Source organism: Vibrio sp. R10-SF1-ISO8, assembly GCF_059833805.1.
On sequence record NZ_JCBDHL010000019.1, the window covers coordinates 297,377 to 317,359 of the forward strand.

The 19,983-nt window shown below is 44.4% G+C and carries 17 protein-coding genes; 8 read left to right on the forward strand and 9 right to left on the reverse strand.

Annotated elements, in window-relative coordinates; genetic code table 11:
• Positions 1–267: 267 nt before the first annotated feature.
• Both AC6R00_RS16255 and AC6R00_RS16260 read right to left on the reverse strand, forming a co-directional pair.
• Positions 268–669 (reverse strand): RidA family protein, encoded by a 402-nt coding sequence (locus AC6R00_RS16255; protein WP_500641156.1) that lies wholly within the window; start codon positions 667–669, stop codon positions 268–270.
• Positions 666–956 (reverse strand): putative quinol monooxygenase, encoded by a 291-nt coding sequence (locus AC6R00_RS16260; RefSeq protein ID WP_500641157.1) that lies wholly within the window; start codon positions 954–956, stop codon positions 666–668. Before AC6R00_RS16260 ends, AC6R00_RS16255 begins: the two co-directional genes overlap by 4 nt.
• Positions 957–1,068: 112 nt before the next feature.
• On the opposite strand from AC6R00_RS16260, the gene AC6R00_RS16265 reads away from it, so the two are divergent.
• Complete coding sequence (locus AC6R00_RS16265) at positions 1,069–1,971, forward strand: LysR family transcriptional regulator (RefSeq protein WP_500641158.1); 903 nt, start codon at positions 1,069–1,071, stop codon at positions 1,969–1,971.
• 49 nt (positions 1,972–2,020) lie between these two features.
• Here the strand turns inward: AC6R00_RS16265 and AC6R00_RS16270 are convergent, their stop codons facing one another.
• Entirely contained in the window at positions 2,021–3,001 is a 981-nt protein-coding gene (locus AC6R00_RS16270; protein WP_500641159.1) for a sugar-binding transcriptional regulator, read from the reverse strand.
• A 451-nt stretch (positions 3,002–3,452) separates the two neighbouring features.
• Between AC6R00_RS16270 and tal the strand changes: the two genes are divergently transcribed.
• Together tal and tkt are read left to right on the forward strand one after the other, a co-directional pair.
• Positions 3,453–4,403 (forward strand): transaldolase, encoded by a 951-nt coding sequence (gene tal, locus AC6R00_RS16275; protein WP_500641160.1) that lies wholly within the window; start codon positions 3,453–3,455, stop codon positions 4,401–4,403.
• Positions 4,404–4,485: 82 nt separating this feature from the next.
• Positions 4,486–6,477: a transketolase gene (gene tkt / locus AC6R00_RS16280; protein ID WP_500641161.1), complete on the forward strand. Its 1,992-nt coding sequence runs from the start codon at positions 4,486–4,488 to the stop codon at positions 6,475–6,477.
• A gap of 48 nt (positions 6,478–6,525) precedes the next feature.
• Here tkt and AC6R00_RS16285 read toward each other — a convergent pair whose 3' ends face one another.
• Entirely contained in the window at positions 6,526–6,996 is a 471-nt protein-coding gene (locus tag AC6R00_RS16285) for an Lrp/AsnC family transcriptional regulator (RefSeq protein ID WP_500641162.1), read from the reverse strand.
• A gap of 150 nt (positions 6,997–7,146) precedes the next feature.
• Between AC6R00_RS16285 and AC6R00_RS16290 the strand changes: the two genes are divergently transcribed.
• Positions 7,147–8,109: a hypothetical protein gene (locus AC6R00_RS16290; RefSeq protein WP_500641163.1), complete on the forward strand. Its 963-nt coding sequence runs from the start codon at positions 7,147–7,149 to the stop codon at positions 8,107–8,109.
• A gap of 77 nt (positions 8,110–8,186) precedes the next feature.
• Here the strand turns inward: AC6R00_RS16290 and AC6R00_RS16295 are convergent, their stop codons facing one another.
• From AC6R00_RS16295 to AC6R00_RS16305, 3 genes are all read right to left on the reverse strand, one after another.
• Entirely contained in the window at positions 8,187–8,705 is a 519-nt protein-coding gene (locus AC6R00_RS16295; RefSeq protein ID WP_500641164.1) for an NUDIX hydrolase, read from the reverse strand.
• Between the two features lie 94 nt (positions 8,706–8,799).
• Positions 8,800–10,437, reverse strand: coding sequence for a methyl-accepting chemotaxis protein (locus AC6R00_RS16300; protein ID WP_500641165.1), 1,638 nt, complete (start codon positions 10,435–10,437; stop codon positions 8,800–8,802).
• Positions 10,438–10,634: 197 nt separating this feature from the next.
• Entirely contained in the window at positions 10,635–11,111 is a 477-nt protein-coding gene (locus AC6R00_RS16305; RefSeq protein WP_500641166.1) for a GNAT family N-acetyltransferase, read from the reverse strand.
• Between the two features lie 155 nt (positions 11,112–11,266).
• On the opposite strand from AC6R00_RS16305, the gene AC6R00_RS16310 reads away from it, so the two are divergent.
• Complete coding sequence (locus AC6R00_RS16310; protein WP_500641167.1) at positions 11,267–12,265, forward strand: 2-hydroxyacid dehydrogenase; 999 nt, start codon at positions 11,267–11,269, stop codon at positions 12,263–12,265.
• Positions 12,266–12,320: 55 nt separating this feature from the next.
• Here AC6R00_RS16310 and AC6R00_RS16315 read toward each other — a convergent pair whose 3' ends face one another.
• Entirely contained in the window at positions 12,321–14,681 is a 2,361-nt protein-coding gene (locus tag AC6R00_RS16315; protein WP_500641168.1) for a Lon protease family protein, read from the reverse strand.
• Between the two features lie 206 nt (positions 14,682–14,887).
• On the opposite strand from AC6R00_RS16315, the gene AC6R00_RS16320 reads away from it, so the two are divergent.
• Positions 14,888–15,382, forward strand: a complete 495-nt coding sequence (locus AC6R00_RS16320) for a hypothetical protein (RefSeq protein ID WP_004747760.1) — start codon at positions 14,888–14,890, stop codon at positions 15,380–15,382.
• Between the two features lie 13 nt (positions 15,383–15,395).
• Complete coding sequence (locus AC6R00_RS16325; protein WP_500641169.1) at positions 15,396–17,018, forward strand: ABC transporter ATP-binding protein; 1,623 nt, start codon at positions 15,396–15,398, stop codon at positions 17,016–17,018.
• A 95-nt stretch (positions 17,019–17,113) separates the two neighbouring features.
• On the opposite strand, the gene AC6R00_RS16330 is transcribed toward AC6R00_RS16325, so the two are convergent.
• Positions 17,114–18,013, reverse strand: coding sequence for a LysR family transcriptional regulator (locus AC6R00_RS16330; RefSeq protein WP_500641170.1), 900 nt, complete (start codon positions 18,011–18,013; stop codon positions 17,114–17,116).
• A gap of 155 nt (positions 18,014–18,168) precedes the next feature.
• Between AC6R00_RS16330 and AC6R00_RS16335 the strand changes: the two genes are divergently transcribed.
• Positions 18,169–19,860, forward strand: a complete 1,692-nt coding sequence (locus AC6R00_RS16335) for an L-lactate permease (protein ID WP_500641171.1) — start codon at positions 18,169–18,171, stop codon at positions 19,858–19,860.
• The last annotated feature ends 123 nt before the right edge of the window (positions 19,861–19,983 follow it).

A 19,983-nucleotide genomic window follows, 5' to 3' on the forward strand; every position in this document is an offset into this window, starting at 1 on the left:
TAATTTTCCTGTGATAGATAAACGTCGTTGAGACTAAAAGTTTGGGGGGTAGAAAGTGAGGGTGTTAAAAAATCAACCGAAATTTGTGAAGTAAAATCACTTATATAAAAAACAATTAATGTGATCTATGCAACACTACGAATTATTTTGGCATCAGTAACGACACTGACATGAGATTTGTGGATTAGATTGTATAGGAAACACCTCCAGAGTTTGTGACAGGGTAATGCAGAAAAAAAGGCGGCACTGCCGCCTCTAATCGTTTATCTATGTATCAAAACATTTTGCTGCTTCAGCTTCTATTTCTACTTTCCAGCGTAAGTCAAACAAGCTAGCAACAAATAGCAATGTAGTAGGTAACGCACTAACGTCAAAAGGTATTTGTTCCTTTGCAAGTTGATAGAATGGCAAGTCATTTCGATCAGTTAAGTAAATCCGCACACTAACTAAGTCATCTATGTCCATTTGATTGGCATGCAAAACACCTCGCACATTTTGCCAAGCCAGCTCAATTTGCTCTTCTACACTTTCGGGAATATCACCATCCTTGTTGATGCCTAACTGCCCCGCTACGTGAAGTCTTGTCGAAGCAGATGGTACTAGCGCACATTGATGGTAGTTCGCAGCAGGTGGAGGAACATTTGACGGACTCCATATCTTGTTCATCACACTTCCTTAGATAAGATAGAGATATTTGGTTCTTGTACCAACAAAGCGCCAAGTCGATCAAAATCGCCTATCTCTTTTCTCCAACCAATGTAGTTTTTAAAATGCGCTTCACTTTGCCATTCTTCGTACAAGACTAAAGCTTTATCAACCTGGCTATTTTGAAACAAGTGTGCCGATATATTCCCGTCAAAAGATCGAGTGTCAGGTAAGATCTCAGTAAAGAAATCTTTAATTAACTGGCTGTTTTCGCGCGGATGGTTAAATTGAAATTGCACTAAGATACTCATGGTTATCTCCTTTAGTTCTATTGTTTGAGCTCAAAAGCAATCTAAATTGTTTTGGTGAATTGATAAATAACTTATAATTTAACTAATAGTCTTATTAATTCGAACAATAAAAATGAAATCAGACCTTCACCGTATGCAAGTTTTCGTTCAAATCGTTGAGTCAGGATCGATAACAAAAGCCTCAGATCAACTCGACGTATCGAAATCTGTCGTGAGTCATCACCTTCAAGCTCTTGAACAGCACCTAAATGTTAAGCTAATTACACGCACAACACGCCGCCAATCCCTTACCGAAGCCGGAAAACGTTTCTACCAAAGGTGTTTAGAGTTAAACAAACTGATGTCACTGGCAGAAGAAGAAGCTCGTAATTCCAATACCGATCTTGCGGGCACGATAACGATAACCTCACCACATACTTTAATGAATCAGTTGATTGGCCCTGCTATGTGCGATTTTGTCAGGCTTAACCCCCAAATCGAGCCGCAGTTGATAGCTAATGACATGCGCTTAAACCTCATTGAAAAGTATATAGATTTATCTGTTACTGTTGGAGAGTTGCCCGATTCAAGTGCTAGAGCATTAAAGCTTGGAGAACTTGAGCAAGTGTTGTGCTGCTCCCCAGATTACATCGTGCAAAAGGGGCTATCTCTCCCTATCACTAAGTCAGCTTTGACTAACTGTGACTACATTGCGAATCAGTGGGAAGGTACAAATGTCGAGAGAAAGTTTGACGCAAACAACTCGAATTCAATAACTTATCGATTTCAAGCCAATCGTATCGGAGACAGTGTTCCTACGATCAAACTTATGGCGTTATCAGGGCTTGGGATTGCTTGCCTGCCAAAGTTAGCCATTAGCGCAGAACTACGACAAGAGAAATTGGTTCAGATCACTGACAAACAGGTTAAGTTGATGGCACCTGTTTGGGTTGTTCATAACTACGGACTTCAGGTGCCATCAAGAATTCGTACTTTTATTGACTTCTTAAAGTTATTTTCAAAAGACAAGCTATGATTCGTATACGAACCGATGCCGAACAATATGAATTTGGTTATCCTAAGGATTACTTAATCTGCTCATCTAAGTTGAGTACTGTCAGTGCATTGCTTACGCTTGTCGCGATAACATCAATCACACCTGTTCTGAGTGCGCCTAACAATGCCAGCGGCTTACTGTTTTCCGCGGCGATGGCTATAACCTCTGAAATCGGACGAAACTCGTCGATACTTAAGCCGATAACACGGTCACTCATTACGGTCGTCGCTGAGTCGCCATGGATATCGAAGAAATCGTAACCAGCAAAGTCACCCACTACCCCTTGCTGCATTCGCGACTGAACCACTTCATCTGCCGTAAACCAGCCAAGGTCAACCATATAACTGTTCTCGCTCATATCACCGATACCAACTAAAGCAACATCAGCTTTACGCGCAAGATCCAAGGTTTGCTTAACGGTTGCATTTTGCATAAAGGCCAGCTTTTGCTCTCTGTTTTCTGCATAGGCTGGTGCGTATAATGTCTCTGAGGTTCCACCGTAACTCTTCGCAAACTGACGGCAAATATGATCAGCATTGAACATCCCTCCACGAGGGTGGATACCACCGATACCACAGACAAACTTAACATCACGCTGTGGAATGACACCAACGTGATGAGCTACTGCGGAGACATTACGACCTTGCCCGACGGTGACTACTGATCCATTTTGAATGGAACTAGCCATATATTTTGAAACCAGTCCTGCCACCTGCTGGCGTTGCTGCTCTTCTACTGGCTGATCTAGCGCGATAAGCGCACGCTTAACACCAAAGCGCTCAATCAGGCGCTGCTCTATTTTGGCACTAAACACTGGGTGGTATTTAACCGTAATTTCAACAATGCCCTCATCCCGGGCCTGCTTTAACATGCGGCCTACCTTGGCACGCGAGACAGAAAACTTTTTCGATATTTCTTCCTGAGTCGCACCATCCTGATAGTAGGCGACCGAGATTTCCGTCAATAGATCTGCGTTATCATCTGAAATGTCGCTTTGCGATTTGCTCATTAGGGTATCTTCCACAGCTAACCAATTGCACCTAACATGTGCTCACAGCCGTAGCATATGTCACAACACCCTTTTATGGCAACATTTGCTCATGAGAATTACATTTTCTCAGCCTATATTTTCACCTGATAAGTTTATCCGTAGCCCTTACGCCGCCTTGGCAAACGTTTAGTTTCCTTGCTAAGCGTAGGTAACACAAAAAATACTTGATGAACATCACTTAAAAGCTCATTCAACAATTGACTTTCTAGCTGTATGAGATAATTATGAACCCATCATTTACTCAGCGTTCGAGCAAATGTTCACAACAATTGTTCATACGTTGAAAATTATTTAAGTTGAGTAAGCTAAGTTGTCCCCTGTGGGAAATTCGACTATTACTTAACTCGCTTGCAATTGCACACCCATATCCTTTAGTGATGTGGAAGCCCAATGAAATAGGATGATCGAAATGAGCAACAAATTAGAGCAACTTCGTAAACTAACGACTGTAGTCGCTGACACTGGTGAAATTGATGCAATCAAAAAATACCAGCCAGAAGACGCTACAACTAACCCTTCTCTGATTCTTAAAGCAGCTCAAATCGCTGAGTATGCTCCTCTAATCGACGCTTCTATCGAATACGCTAAAGCGCAAAGCTCTGATAAAGCACAACAAGTACAAGACACTTGTGACATGCTAGCGGTAAACATCGGTAAAGAAATCCTTAAGACTATTCCAGGCCGTATCTCTACTGAGGTTGACGCTCGTCTTTCTTACGACATGGAAGGCAGCGTTGCTAAAGCTCGCCAACTAGTAAAAATGTACAACGATGCGGGCATCACTAACGATCGCATCCTTATCAAACTGGCTTCAACTTGGGAAGGTATCCGCGCAGCTGAAATCCTAGAGAAACAAGGCATCAACTGTAACCTGACTCTACTATTCTCTTTTGCTCAAGCTCGTGCATGTGCTGAAGCTGGCGTATTCCTAATTTCTCCATTCGTTGGTCGTATCATGGACTGGTACAAAGCGAAAGAAGGTCGTGACTTCGAAGCTCAAGAAGATCCAGGTGTTCTATCTGTAACTAGCATCTACAACTACTACAAAGAGTACGGCTACAACACTGTAGTAATGGGCGCAAGCTTCCGTAACATCGGTGAGATCCTAGAGCTAGCGGGTTGTGACCGTCTAACTATTGCTCCTGCACTTCTTGCTGAACTAGAAGCGGCTGAAGGTGAAGTTGTAGAGAAGCTAGTTGACTCTAAAGGCACTAAAGAGCGTCCTGCAGCAATGACTCACGCTGAGTTCCTATGGGATCACAACCAAGACCCTATGGCAGTTGAGAAGCTTGCTGAAGGTATCCGCAACTTCGCAGTTGACCAAGGCAAACTTGAAGCAATGATTGAAGCTAAGCTTTAATCAACAGAATTTCTAGAGGGGAACGTTTGCGTTCCCCTCTTAACATCCTTTCTAAGAAACAATCTATTTATCGGTATTTATTATGGATCGTAAAAATTTAGCCAATGCTATCCGCGCTCTAAGCATGGATGGTGTACAACAAGCAAACTCTGGCCACCCAGGCGCACCTATGGGTATGGCTGACATCGCTGAAGTTCTTTGGCGCTCTCACCTAAACCACAACCCTTCAAACCCTGAGTGGGCTGACCGCGACCGTTTCGTACTTTCAAACGGCCACGGCTCAATGCTAATTTACTCTCTGCTTCACCTAGCAGGCTACGATCTTTCAATCGACGATCTGAAAAACTTCCGTCAACTACACTCTAAGACTCCAGGTCACCCAGAGTACGGTTACGCACCAGGTATCGAGACAACAACAGGTCCTCTAGGTCAAGGTATCACTAACGCTGTAGGTATGGCGCTAGCTGAGAAGACTCTAGCAGCACAGTTCAACAAAGAAGGCCACGACATCGTTGACCACTTCACTTATGCATTCATGGGTGACGGCTGTCTGATGGAAGGTATCTCTCACGAAGCATGTTCTCTAGCCGGTACGCTAGGTCTTGGTAAGCTAATCGCGTTCTGGGATGACAACGGTATCTCAATCGATGGTCACGTTGAAGGTTGGTTCTCTGACGATACACCTAAGCGTTTTGAAGCTTACGGTTGGCACGTAATCCCAGCAGTAGACGGTCACGATCCAGAAGCAATCAACGCAGCTATCATCGCAGCTAAAGCTGACCCTCGCCCTACTCTAATCTGTACTAAAACTATCATCGGTTTTGGTTCACCTAACAAGTCTGGTTCACACGACTGTCACGGTGCTCCGCTAGGCGCTGAAGAAATTGCAGCTACACGTAAAGAACTAGGTTGGGAGCACGGTCCTTTTGAAATTCCGCAAGATGTCTACGCGCAGTGGGACGCGAAAGAAGCAGGCGCAGCTAAGGAAGCAGCGTGGAACGAGAAACTTGCAGCTTATGAAGCAGCATATCCAGAGCTTGCAGCAGAATTCAAACGCCGCGTAAACGGTGAACTACCAGCACAGTGGGAAGAGAAAGCAAACGCAATCATTGCTGACCTTCAAGCGAATCCTGCAAACATCGCATCACGTAAAGCATCGCAAAATGCTCTAGAAGCGTTCGGTGCTATGCTACCAGAATTCCTAGGTGGCTCAGCTGACCTTGCGCCTTCTAACCTAACCATGTGGTCTGGCTCTAAGTCTGTTTCTGCTGAAGATCCAGCCGGTAACTACATCCACTACGGTGTACGTGAATTTGGTATGACAGCGATCATGAACGGTATCGCTCTGCACGGTGGTTTCGTACCATACGGCGCAACGTTCCTAATGTTTATGGAATACGCGCGTAACGCGATGCGCATGGCTGCTCTGATGAAAGTTCAGAACATCCAAGTTTACACGCACGACTCTATCGGTCTTGGCGAAGATGGCCCAACTCACCAACCGGTTGAGCAAATGGCTTCTCTACGTCTGACACCAAACATGAGCACATGGCGTCCATGTGACCAAGTGGAATCAGCAGTCGCTTGGAAACTGGCAATCGAGCGTAAAGATGGCCCAACATCGCTAATCTTCTCTCGTCAAAACCTTGCACAGCAAGAACGTAACGAAGAGCAAGTTGCAAACATCGCTCGCGGTGGCTACATCCTGAAAGATTGTGAAGGCAAGCCAGAGCTGATCCTTATCGCTACAGGTTCTGAAGTTGAGCTAGCGGTTAACGCGGCTGCTGAACTTACCGCTGAAGGTAAGAAGGTACGTGTAGTATCTATGCCTGCAACTGACGCATTCGACAAGCAAGACGCTGAGTACCGTGAAGCTGTACTTCCATCTGACGTAACGGCTCGTATCGCTGTTGAAGCTGGCATCGCTGACTTCTGGTACAAGTACGTTGGCTTCGGCGGCAAGATCATCGGTATGACGACATTCGGTGAATCTGCACCAGCAGGTGAGCTATTCAAGATGTTCGGTTTTACTACTGAAAACGTAGTAAACACAGCGAAAGAGCTCCTAGCTTAATCTCTGCATCTCGATAATAGAATGCCCCGCTATCTTAGCGGGGCATTTTTATTGGATCTCTTCTACATTAACTTGGGTGCTGAACTTAACGGTCTTAGTCGACACTGAAGTGTGAAACTTTCTAATGTTCTTATCCTGATGAAGCACCCTTTCAATAAAGCGCTCATAGGCTTGAATGTCGGGCACCGAAACAATGATCAGAAAATCATAGCTTCCGGTGATCTGATAACATTGTGTGACTTCAGGAGCCTGCTCAATAGAGCGTCTAAACACGCTATAGATATCCCCTCTATCACGCTCCATTTCCACTGATACAATCAAGGTCATTTTGTTGCCCGCTAACGATGGGTTGATGATCGAGACATCTCCAACAATCACTTTTCCCGCCCTTAAACGTTTAACGCGCTTTAAACAAGCGGGTGGAGACAAACCAACTTCCTCTGCAAGCTCAACGTTCGCTATGCGGTTATTCTTTTGCAGCACTGAAAGGATCTTTCGATCAATTCTGTCAATTTCCATATATTTCTCCAAACCCAAATTCTAGGAACTTTTGCCTCCCTATAGAGAAAACAAAGAAATAAAATTAGTTAAAGTCATTATATAAGCATCGTCATATTTCTCTACATTTGAATAACATTTTGCCATCTGTTGTTTTTAAAGGAATTGACAATGAACAAGCTACAAAATTTCTTTCGAGATCTCGTTAAAGAAATCCTCGATGTCACTTGGACGCTCTATAAGATCATGGTGCCGATCATTATCGTCATCAAAGTCATCGAGGAGATAGGTGGCATCGCAATCTTGAGTAACTGGCTTAGCCCTTTGATGAGCTTGGTTGGCCTTCCGGATGAGATGGGACTTGTTTGGGCAACTACACTGCTGACGAACATCTATGCGGGTTTATTGGTATTTATGAATACAGATGTGCAGCTTACCGTCGCCCAAGTGTCAGTGCTTGGCATATTGATGTTACTTGCTCACTCATTGCCCATTGAAGCTGCCATTGCCAAAAAAGCGGGGGTAAGCCTAACAATGACGCTATTGCTTCGCTTAGGAGGAGGTATACTCTTAGCGTGGCTATTACATCATACCTACCAATATTGGAACTTGTTGGGTCATACCGCAAATGTTGTCTGGTCACCAGAGCAAGTGGTACAGCAAACCTATTTTGAATGGGCATGGGTTCAAGTCGAAAACCTATTTGCAATTTTCCTTGTCATTTCTGCTCTGCTTTTTGCCCTCAAGCTAATGAAACTTATTGGTGTAGAACGAGTGATGGCGATAATGTTGCGACCAGTCTTAAGGTTACTTGGAATCAGTCGTGAAGCGACAAACATGACCATTGTAGGCATTACGTTAGGCTTGTCTTTTGGTGGCGGCCTTTTGATTAACGAAGCGAAACGTGGACACATCCCCGCGCGAGATGTGTTTATCGCGATTATGTTACTTAATCTTGTTCACAGTATGATTGAAGACACCATCCTTGTACTTCTAATAGGGGCTGATTTCATTTCTATCTTTTGGGGAAGGTTACTGTTTGGCCTAGTTACCGTCGCGATACTCTCTCACACGCTCAAATATTTAAGTGATGCGACTTGCGAAAAGTACTTTTATCGAAGAGTCGAGTCTTAATTGCGGACGTTAGACTCTAACAAAACAAATGCCTACCAAAGCAATTTGGTAAGCGTTTATCTTTTAACCTTAATAACTTAAAGCATTTCTTTGGCGATTAGGTGAAGTAGAAAGGTCTCACGTTCAATACTCATGCCTTTCTTCGGGCTTTCAGCAATGGTTTTTTCATTGTGGGCGATGGCTTCGTGAATGTTCATCCAGACAGCTTTCATGCCATTTTTAATCTCGTAATCTTCGTAGTTAGTGTCACCGAGCTCCCGGTTAACTTTGCACGTATAGCAGTACGAAATCATATGAACAACATCAGCATCCTCTTTGTACCAAGGTCGAAACTCTTCATAGATACCAAAAGGCTTAATGCCATGAATATTGTTAGCACCCGTCTCTTCTTCCAACTCGCGAACCATGCCAGCTATAATATCTTCACCTTCGTCAAGGCCACCGCCAGGAATGGTATAGTCATGGTAGCGCTCGGTGTACAAGAGTAAAATATCTTCTCCATCAACCACGATGGCGCGTGCTGCATTGCGCTTGAATATAATTTTGTCGTCCAAGTGTTCCAGATCAGGATGGACTGTGGTCTTTAGATGTCTCATAGATAAGCTAGTGATAGAAAATTTGTTGCGATTCTATCACTAGCACTGTCTTTGATTCCAATAAGAATGACGATAACTCTGTTTGCTTAAACCGTTATGCAAGCTTAAAGCGGTTAATCATGCTCATAAGGTTTTCAGAGACGTGTCTTAACTCTTTACCTGAACTCGCCATTTGAGCCGATTCACTCGATACAGAGCTCGCCATGTCACTCAAGCTAACCACATTACGGTTGATATCATTCACTGTGACCGTTTGCTGTTCCGCGGCAGTAGCAATATGCTGCGCCATCTCCTCTATGGTATGAACCTCTTGATTAATTTTATCAAGAGTTTGACCAGCTTGAGTGGAGAGCTCAGACGCTTGGTTTGCTTTGTCTGCACCTTGGTTCATCACGACTACTACATTTTCAGCGCCTGTTTGAAGCTTCTCGACGATGTTTTGAATCTCAAGCGTTGACTCTTGAGTCCGCTGCGATAGTGTTCTTACTTCATCAGCCACCACGGCAAAACCGCGACCTTGCTCTCCGGCCCTCGCCGCTTCAATAGCGGCATTTAGTGCCAACAGATTAGTTTGTTCGGCAACGCCACGAATCACTTCAAGGACTGTATCCACATTTCTCGCATCCGTCGCGAGCTTCTGTACTACTTGCCCTGCAGAACCGATTTGCTCCGCCAATTCATTCGCTTCAGTAACATTCTTTTGAATGATTGAGTGGCTATTTTGCGTCTCTTTTGCCGCAAGGCGACTAGCGTCATTAGCTTCTACCGTTCTACCTGCAACTTCTTCAACGGTAGCGAGCATTTCTGTCATCGCTGTCGCTAACATGTCCACATCGTTTTGCTGCTGATTCAGACTGTCATCAATATGGTGAACGGAATTAGATAATTGAGTCGCCGATGCCGAAACTTGTGTCCCCGCATCGCTGATATTAAGCATAATCGATTGAATAGAGGCGACAAACTGGTTGAAGTAACGAGCTAAGTGAATCAGTTCTTTACTGCCCTCTTCTGGTAAACGCTGAGTTAAATCACCTTCACCTTGAGACAATGTTTTCATCGCGCGTAACGTGCGTTTTAACGGTGACGTTATCGTTTTAATGAAATATCCAACCACCAGCGATAACACGACTAAAATGCCGACGGCATAGCTTAGCGACGTCACTTCCGAACGGTAAGTTACCGCTTTTAAAGCAACCATATTCATTCCAGAGCCAACCATCCAACCCCACGGTTCAAACATGACTGCGTAACTCGTTTTAGGATCTAGGGAGTCTTTATCTGGATTTTTCCAATGATAATCAACAAAACCGCCACCATTTCTAGCTGTTTGATAGAGTTCTTTGACAAAATAGGCACCGTTACTATCTTGGAGGTTCATAATGTTTTTGCCGAGCAAAGAAAGGACGCCAGAAGCAATTTGGATTCCTTCATTATCACCAACAAAAATATAGTTATCACCATCAAAGCGCATTGCAGAAATCGTTTCCAAAGCGCGCGCTTGTGCTACCTCTTTGGTTAACGCCCCGCTTTCACTCTGCTGATGATAATAATCGATAACACTAACGGCACTTTCCACTAGTGTTTCAACTCCGCGCTCGTAATTTTCACGCATATGTTGACGAGATTTATCGATATTTAAAAAAGTATTGGCAAACAAGCCAATTGCGAATAATCCAAGTATTGACCATGCCCTTGCGGCAATTGAGACGTTTTTAAGTTTCGTTACCAACATATCCATATACCCTAACCAATCAAGTTTATTATCAACCCGACCGCAAAAACCATAGTAATTAGACGGTTACCGACTGGTCGGATTTATTTTATAAATATAACGGTAGCAGTAAAATGAATGGTTTGTGTAACTATTATATGAATTTAGTAATACTTAAGAGGTAGTGATATAAAGGTCAACTTAACTCTTTGAAAGTTTCATCCTTCACTAAGTTGCAACGACATAATATGCTGGGGCCCTGCTGCTCCTCCCAAATATAGATCACCATTATCGACAAAGCCATTATTTAAATAGCAACGATAAGCCGCTGGATTCTTGCAGTTAACGGTCAAGTAAACAGCATCATATTGTGGATATTGTTGCTCTAGGTAACTACCTAAAACAGACATTGCGGCGCTTCCATATCCTCGACCTTGGCAGTTTATATCGATCAAAAATGCTCTAAAGCCTAGTGAACCCGCGGGAGCAAATTCATAAACACGGCTATAAGTGGTATCGATAAGAAAAATTCCAACCACTTTGTCACTATCCAGAACAAGATGAGGGTGCACTTTATCGTCAGCATTGAGGAGAACTTGCTCCACCGTCCCTACATAAGGGAGTTGTTCATCCGCCACACTGAGCGTAATCACCTGTTCAAGATGAGTGGGGGTCATTGGCGTCAGTTTAATCATATTTTTCTCCAATCCTTGTCGAATCTAATATATATCAATAATTTAACTAGAGGTGCAACTTGGATATAGCCTCAGTAAATTCATGGTTTATTTTCTTTCTAATTCAGTATTCAATAGGCGTCGTTACTCTCCTTCAATACCTTAGAGAGGTTTTTATGATAGATGTCGCTGTGTTTAGCTCTAAGTCTTACGACGAAGTATCTTTCTCGAAAGTTAACCAAGCTTATGGTTTTAACCTTCACTTCCACGATTTCCCGTTAACTCGAAAAACCGCAAAGATGGCTCATGACTGTCAAGTTGTTTGCGCGTTCGTTAATGATGATCTTTCGGCACCAGTCCTTGAAGCGTTATCACAACAAGGCGTAAAGATGGTCGCAATGCGCTGCGCTGGGTTTGATCGCGTCGACTTAGAAGCCGCGAAACGACTTGGTATTCAGGTAGTACGCGTTCCTGCTTACTCGCCAGAATCTGTCGCAGAGCACACAGTCGGCTTAATGATGAGCCTAAACCGTCGTTTTCACAAAGCCTACCAAAGAACCCGAGATGCGAACTTTAACCTAGAAGGCCTAGTAGGGTTTAACTTCTTTGGTAAAACTGCAGGCGTGATCGGTACAGGTAAAATTGGCATTGCAACAATGCGAATTTTGAAAGGCTTAGGGATGGAGCTTTTATGCCACGATCCATATGAGAATCCGGTTGCTCTCGAACTCGGAGCCAAATATGTTTCTAAGCAAGAACTATTTGAGAAGAGCGACATCATTACTCTGCACTGCCCTATGTCGGAAGAGAACTATCATCTGCTCGATGAAGCGGCTTTCGAGCAAATGAAAGATGGCGTTATGATCGTTAATACGAGTCGTGGTGGCTTACTCGATTCTGCTGCAGCGGTTGAAGCGCTGAAACGCGGGCGAATCGGCGCGCTTGGCCTTGATGTTTATGAGCATGAAAAAGAGCTGTTTTTCCAAGACAAATCTAACGATGTGATTGTTGATGATGTATTTCGTCGATTGTCGGCTTGCCACAATGTCTTATTCACAGGCCACCAAGCTTTCTTAACCAATGAAGCGTTGGGCAATATTGCAGAAACAACGCTCGGTAATGTGGACGCATTTGCAAAAGGTGTTCGATCAGGAAACGAAGTGCTAGAGCTTTAGTTTTCAATTAACCAACCACTAAGAAAGAGCCCCTTTGTTAGGGGCTCTTGTCGTTTTATTTCCTTAACGCGTTAAGCTTAGCTTGCGCGATACCGAACACGGTATCAATCGGGTAACTCCCCTCATCACTTGGCGTACCGGCGGCTTTTCCGGTGAAAAGTTCGATCGCCTCAGTTACATGGTCGATTGCCCAGATATGGAACTCACCTTTTTCTACCGCTTTGACGATGTCTGGTCGTAACATCAAATTATGCATATTCGAACGCGGGATAATCACACCTTGCTCGTTCGTACGCCCTTTGATTTCACATACATCGAAGAAACCTTCGATTTTCTCATTAACACCGCCAATTGGTTGTGATTCACCAAACTGGTTCATCGAACCTGTAATAGCTATATCCTGACGGTTTGGCTGTTTAGAAAAGGCCGAAACCACGGCACAGAACTCAGCCATACTTGCGCTATCACCATCAACGCCACCGTATGATTGCTCAAAAGTAATGGTGGTGCTTAATGGGACTTTCGCCGTTTTGCCAAATACTGAGGACAAGTACGCTGTTAGGATCATCACACCTTTTGAGTGGATACTACCGCCAAGGTCAACACTACGTTCAATATCGATTACTTCACCTTCACCGTAACAGGTTGTCGCAGTAATCCGGTTTGGCGCGCCAAACATATACTCACTGGTACTAAGAACCGACAACGCATTAACCTGACCAACCGCTTCACCATGAGTGTGAATAAGGGTTGTTCCATTAATAAAGCTCTCCATCACGCTGTCTTTTAATCGGCTTACACGCAATTCTTGATTCGACAGCGCCTCTTCGACATGGCTAGAACGAATCATGTTAGAGTTCGCTTGTCTTGCCACATAGTTCGACTCACGGAGTAGATTCGCAATGTTAGCGGAATGAAGAGAGATTTTGTTCTGATCGCCCGCTAAGCGCGAACTATGCTCAATGATCCTTGCGATCGCCTTGCGGTCGCAATGCAGCATGCCGTTATCGTTCACCACACTGGAAATGAATTTCGCGTACTGAAGCTCCGAGTCGGCATTACGCGTCATCTCATCTTCAAAATCAGCGGTCACACGGAATAGCTCGCTAAACTCAGGGTCGTAATGTTGAAGCAACTGGTAGGTACGGTAATCACCGAATAGGATAATTTTGACATCCAAAGGAATCGCTTCAGGGTCAAGTGATACCGTGCCTGTTAGCGTGACTTCTTTCTCCAGTGAAGTAAAACTCAACTGTCGTGCACGCAAAGCACGTTTTAGCCCATCCCATACATAAGGCTGCTCAAGCACCTTTTGCGCATCCATCAAGAGAACACCACCATTCGCCTTGTGCAGACTACCTGGGCGAATCAAAGAGAAATCGGTAAAGACCGTTCCCTTAAAGGTCGCTGTTTCAATATAACCAAATAAGGTGTGATAGTTTGGGTTCTCTTCAACAACAATTGGAAACTCTTCGTTTTTACGGCTTACTAGAACGTTAACCTTGTAACGACGCGGCAACTTCTTGTCTAGCGAGGCTGTCGCTACCTCGCCTTGCTCAGCACTTTGCTCTAGGAAGATATCTGCATTGTCAACGATGTCCTGCTGTAGCTCTGTAAGATAACTCTTAATCACAGAGTAACCAGAATAGTCTTTCTTGAGCTGCTTAATGAAGTGGGTAATCACATCTAGCGTCACTTCGTCATTGAGCTTTTTAATCTTCTCTGTGTAGGCTTCTTCCCATTCTGTAAGTTGACGGACCATATTTCTCAGTTGGACTTCAAGTTCGTCAATGGTGTCACCAAAGTATTCTTGCTCTTTATTGCTCAGCTCTTCAAACGACTCTTCTGTGTGTAGCTCTTCGCCATTCATCGCAACAAACTGGTAGTCACCTTGAGTCGTAATCGTCAGGCTAATGCCCTTAGACTTGGCTTCTTTGGTGATGACCGCGAGTTCGGCTTCTTGCTTGGTGGCCAACTGGTTTTTCAGCTTATCTGCGCGGCTATAATACAGTTCGTTATCAAAAGCCAATGGCATCGCATTGACGAGCTTAGACATAAGTTTTTCAATATCTTGTTTGAACTTGCTGCCCACGCCGCAAGGGAGCTTTAGGACCTTTGGTGTTCGAATATCTTCAAAATTCGCGACATAGCACCAATCAAACAATGCCGCTTCGTCATGTTGATGACGATTCAAATAACGCAAAATCATCGTACGTTTGCCCAACCCATTTTGGCCAATTGCGTAGATGTTGTATCCCTTCTCTTTAATCGACATAGCAAACTCGACGGCTTTCTGAGCACGCTCCTGTCCGACAATCTCATCGATAGGCGCCAACTCTTTTGTCGACTTGCTTTGTAGTTTTTCTAGCTCAGCTGATAGGTATAGCTGATTCGCTTCAAGTCTTTGAATGGTCATCACTCTATCCTTGTAGTTATTGTTCTCATAAAGCTAGTTTAGGCTAGATTTGTTTAAGTTTTAGTGACTTACAGCCAAATCACGTTTAACCGCTCACTTTTTAATCATTCGTATCAAATTAAATGCCAATTAAATGATAATTATTTGCATTGGATAATGAATTGCATTTAAATAGGCATAACATTTTGAGAGCGGAGTATTTGGACATGGATTTGCAGCAATGCTGGACACATTATCTAAAAGCAGAGCAATTGCTAGAACAAGGACACTGGCCTGAAGCACATTACCTATATGAACTTGTGCTAAGCCACTTGCCTTCTCATCTGCAAGATGCACTGATGGATAATGAGACAAAGCCCTGCCAATTTAGCTGCTTAGTCACAGGGTTACGCGATGCTGCCGTTTCTCAATCAGAGATTCTGAACAAGATGGGCCAGCACCAACGGGCATTCGACCTGCTAAACCAAACCTATGCACAACTCCAGTTTGTCTCGATTGAATCTTTCGATCTGGTTCAAGCGACTCAACATGTCATACAAAATCAGTGTGAGGATTTATTGCGTCATATGGGCGCTTTTTGTAGTGCTCAACGTAGTGCACAGTGGATGCTCGAATTTGAACATGTACAAAAAGCTCACCACTACTTTTCGACGCTCAAGCAATACAACTCTGCTATGGAAAGCTCACACACTATAAATTAAATAAGGATGTACAATGTCACAGACGCCTATTCTTAAGGTTCGAAACCTTTCCGTAAGTTTTACCACCAACGATGGAATTGTTGACGCGGTAAAAGATGTCAGTTTCGATCTGCTAAAAGGTGAAACGCTTGCTATCGTTGGTGAATCTGGTAGTGGAAAATCAGTATCAACCAACGCCTTGATGCAGCTCCTACCAAATAATGCGATTGTTCATTCTCAATCAAGCATTGAGTTTGAAAATGAAGAGCTATTGGATAAATCCGAGAAAACCATGCAAGGCATTCGTGGTGATCGCATCGGGATGATATTCCAAGAGCCAATGACCTCTCTCAATCCATTTATGCGCGTTGGAATTCAAGTCGCTGAGGCCATCATGTGTCACCGAAGTGTGACTCGCTCTCAGGCGAAACAAAAAGTGCTCGACCTATTCGATTTGGTCCACTTACCAAACCCTCAGCAAGCTTACACCAAGTACCCTCACGAGTTTTCTGGTGGTCAATTACAACGCATCATGATCGCGATGGCACTGATTAATGAACCCGATATTCTCATCGCCGATGAACCAACGACAGCTCTAGACGTGACAGTTCAAGCTGAGGTGCTGAACCTTATTAAAGAGATTCAAGCAAAGATGGGTATGTCTATTCTGTTCATCACTCATGACCTAGGTGTTGTAAAACATCTCGCTGATCGAGTCATCGTAATGTGTAAAGGTGACGTGGTGGAAAAAGGTCAATGTGACGAGTTGTTTGCCCAGCCAAAGCATGAATATACGCAAATGCTGATCAACTCCATACCTAGTGGCAGCAAAGACCCTATAGAAGAAGATGCCCCTGCTCTGCTCAAAGCTGATGATATTCGCGTAAAGTTCTTAATTAAATCTCACTTCTTACCTAACCGTAACCAATATTTTGAAGCGGTCAAAGGGATCTCATTGGAGCTAAAACAAGGTGAAACATTAGGTATCGTAGGCGAATCTGGCTCCGGTAAATCAACCCTAGGCCGAGCACTGATTGGGTTACTTCCTTCGACTGGCCACATTGAGTTCAAAGGCCAAGACATCAGCCAACTGTCTGACAAGCAACGCTTTGAACTGAAAAAAGATATTCAGATGGTGTTCCAAGACCCTTATGGCTCGCTATCTCCGCGTATGACAGTGGGCGATATCATCACAGAAGCGCTAACCGTGCATCAGCCTCAACTGACACGCTCTGAACGTATGGCAAGAGCTCGAAAAGCGCTTGAAGAGGTGCGTCTAGATCCGCACTCTATCAACCGCTACCCGCACGAATTCTCTGGAGGTCAGCGTCAGCGTATCGCCATCGCGCGAGCCTTGATTCTTGAGCCATCGTTCATCTTGCTAGACGAGCCTACATCAGCACTTGATCGATCTGTCCAGTTAACGGTTATTGATCTGCTTAAAGATCTTCAGAAGAGGCACAACATCGGCTTCTTATTCATTAGCCATGATTTAAGTGTTGTAAAAGCCCTATCAGACCGCGTGCTTGTGATGCAAAAAGGCGAAGTGATGGAGCAAGGTACGGCGGATGAAATATTCCATAACCCACAGAGCGATTACACCAAGAAACTTATCGCTGCCTCATTTGATTTGGAAGAATCTACAGAAGCTGCCTAAACTTACGTAAGTTCGGTTTGGCCGCCGACCCTAAAGCCGACGCATGGAAGCGTCGGCTTTTTTGTTTCTCTTTTGCTGAGCTGATGTTGAACTGGCTAGAAGTAATGAGAAATTGCCAAATACCGCGCTCGAATGTGTTCTATCAATAGTTTTACTTTGTTCGGTGGTTGCCTGGTAAATGGGTACACAGCATAGATCCCAAGCCGTTTGCCAACCTGCTCGGGAAACAAATCCACCAGCTGAGCATTTCGTATGTCGTGATAGACCAAACATCTCGGAACATACGCGATTCCATGACCACCCAAGGCGGCTTTTCTCAACGCGGTTGCGTTATCGGTCGAAAAGGATCCCGTCACTTTGACGATATAGTTCCCCTGCTCTGCTTTAAACTCCCATTCGCTCGCACCCGTAGTTTGGTAGGCATACTGAAGACAGTTATGCTTTGCTAAGTCTTGTGGCTCTATCGGTTTGCCATTTCTTGCGATATAAGAAGGCGACGCGCACACTACCCATTGGGAATCCAAAATGTGCCTTGCGATCAAGCTCGAATCTTCTAGATAGCCTGTTCTAATAACCAAATCGTACCCCCCTTCCACGAGGTCGACAAATCGATTGTCTAAAGACATATCGACCGTTAACCCTGGATGAGAGTTGCAAAATTCAGCGACAGCATCGGCCAATATGAGATCACCTGAAATGGTAGGGACAGACATCTTGATATGGCCGCTCACATTCTCACCAAACCCTGAAACAGCGTCCATAGCCTCTTGAGCGGCTTGCTTCACATTTTTGGCACCATGCGTTAACGCTTTCCCCGCTTCTGTTAACGTTAATTTGCGCGTTGTACGATATAATAGCTGAACACCGATCTCTTCCTCTAATCGGGCAATTCTCTTGCTAACTACCGAGTTTGTAAGGTTATTTGCCTCAGCCACTTTGCTAAAACTGCCCATTTCCACGACTTGAGAAAACAGGATTAAGTCATCTGCACGCATAGATTATGTCATTTTTGGAATTAATTATTTTCATTATTTCCCTGTATCAATAAAAAATAAAGGGGTAAATTCACCCCAAATTAACAATAACATCACAATTATAAAATCTAAGAGACTCTCAAGAGCCCTGATTGAAGAATGTAAAGGACGTACCAATGAGTGAAACATTACTTGCCCTCGTGGCTTTCTCACCAATAGTGGTGGCTGCCATACTCCTCGTCGGCCTAAACTGGCCTGCAAAACGCGCGATGCCCGTCGCATTTGGTTTAACTGTTGTCATCGCTCTATTCGCATGGGATATGTCAACGACACGAGTGCTTGCTTCTGTATTTCAGGGACTCGGGATCACCGTCTCCGTACTATGGATTGTGTTTGGTGCCATCTTCTTACTTAACACTTTAAAACACACTGGCGCAATCTCTACGATTAGAAACGGATTTACCAACATCTCTCCAGATAGACGTGTTCAGGCGATTATTATCGCTTGGTGTTTTGGTTCATTCATTGAAGGCGCTTCCGGTTTTGGTACGCCAGCAGCCATTGCCGCGCCGCTACTTGTCGCCATCGGTTTCCCAGCACTTGCGGCTGTATTGATGGGAATGATGATTCAGTCAACACCTGTCTCTTTCGGCGCGGTGGGTACACCAATTATCGTTGGCGTTAACAAAGGGTTAGACACTCACAACATTGGCGAAGCGCTTAGCGCTAATGGTTCAACGTGGGATGCTTACCTACAGCAAATCACATCGAGCGTTGCTTTAATTCACGCCTGTGTAGGTACGTTAATCCCTGTACTAATGGCGATGATGTTGACTCGATTCTTCGGCAAGAACAGAAGCTGGACTGAAGGGCTAGATATCCTACCATTCGCGATATTCGCTGGCCTCTCTTTCACTATCCCATATGCGTTAACAGGCGTCTTCCTTGGTGCAGAGTTCCCTTCACTCATCGGAGGTTTAGTTGGTCTGTCCATTGTTGTTTCAGCGGCTAAACGTGGCTTCTTAGTCCCTAAATCAACGTGGGACTTTGAAGAAGAAAACAAATGGCCGGCAGAATGGTTGGGCTCGCTAAAGATTGATTTAGACGACTCTAAAACTAAACCAATGAACATGGCTTTGGCTTGGCTTCCATATGTACTACTTGCTGTTGTACTTGTCGCTAGCCGTGTAAGTTCAGAATTCAAAGCGATGCTACGTAGCGTTAGCCTTTCATTTAGCAATATCCTTGGTGAAGCCGGTATCAGTACTGCAATCCAACCATTGTACCTACCAGGCGGTATTCTAGTGTTTGTTGCTTTAGTAGCGGTATTACTTCAATCGCGCAGCATTACACCACTTGCGAAAGCATTTGGTGAATCAAGTAAAACACTGATTGGCGCAGGATTTGTCTTGGTGTTTACTATCCCTATGGTTCGTATCTTCATCAACTCAGGCATCAACGGAGCTGATCTAGCAAGTATGCCAGTCACGACAGCTAACTTTGCTGCTGGCTTAGTGGGTGAGGCATTCCCAGCACTTAGTGCGACGGTAGGTGCGCTTGGCGCCTTCATTGCGGGCTCTAACACAGTGTCAAACATGATGTTTAGCCAGTTTCAGTTCGAAGTGGCTCAAACACTGACCATATCGAGCACCGTGGTTGTCGCGCTACAAGCTGTCGGTGCTGCTGCTGGTAACATGATCGCTATCCACAATGTGGTTGCTGCATCTGCCACCGTTGGACTGCTTGGACGCGAAGGGGCAACGCTGCGTAAGACCATTATCCCTACCATCTACTACTTAGTTGTAACGGGTATCATTGGCCTAGTCGCTATCTATGGCTTGCAGATTACTGACGCGTTAATGAACTAAAAGAATTTCCCTTGAGGCGTTAATACTCTCCCCCTGACAAGACCCCTGCTAACGTGAAAACGATAGCAAAACCGTGAGTATTGACGCCTCCCTTTTAAGATATCGACCATACTAAACCTTCAT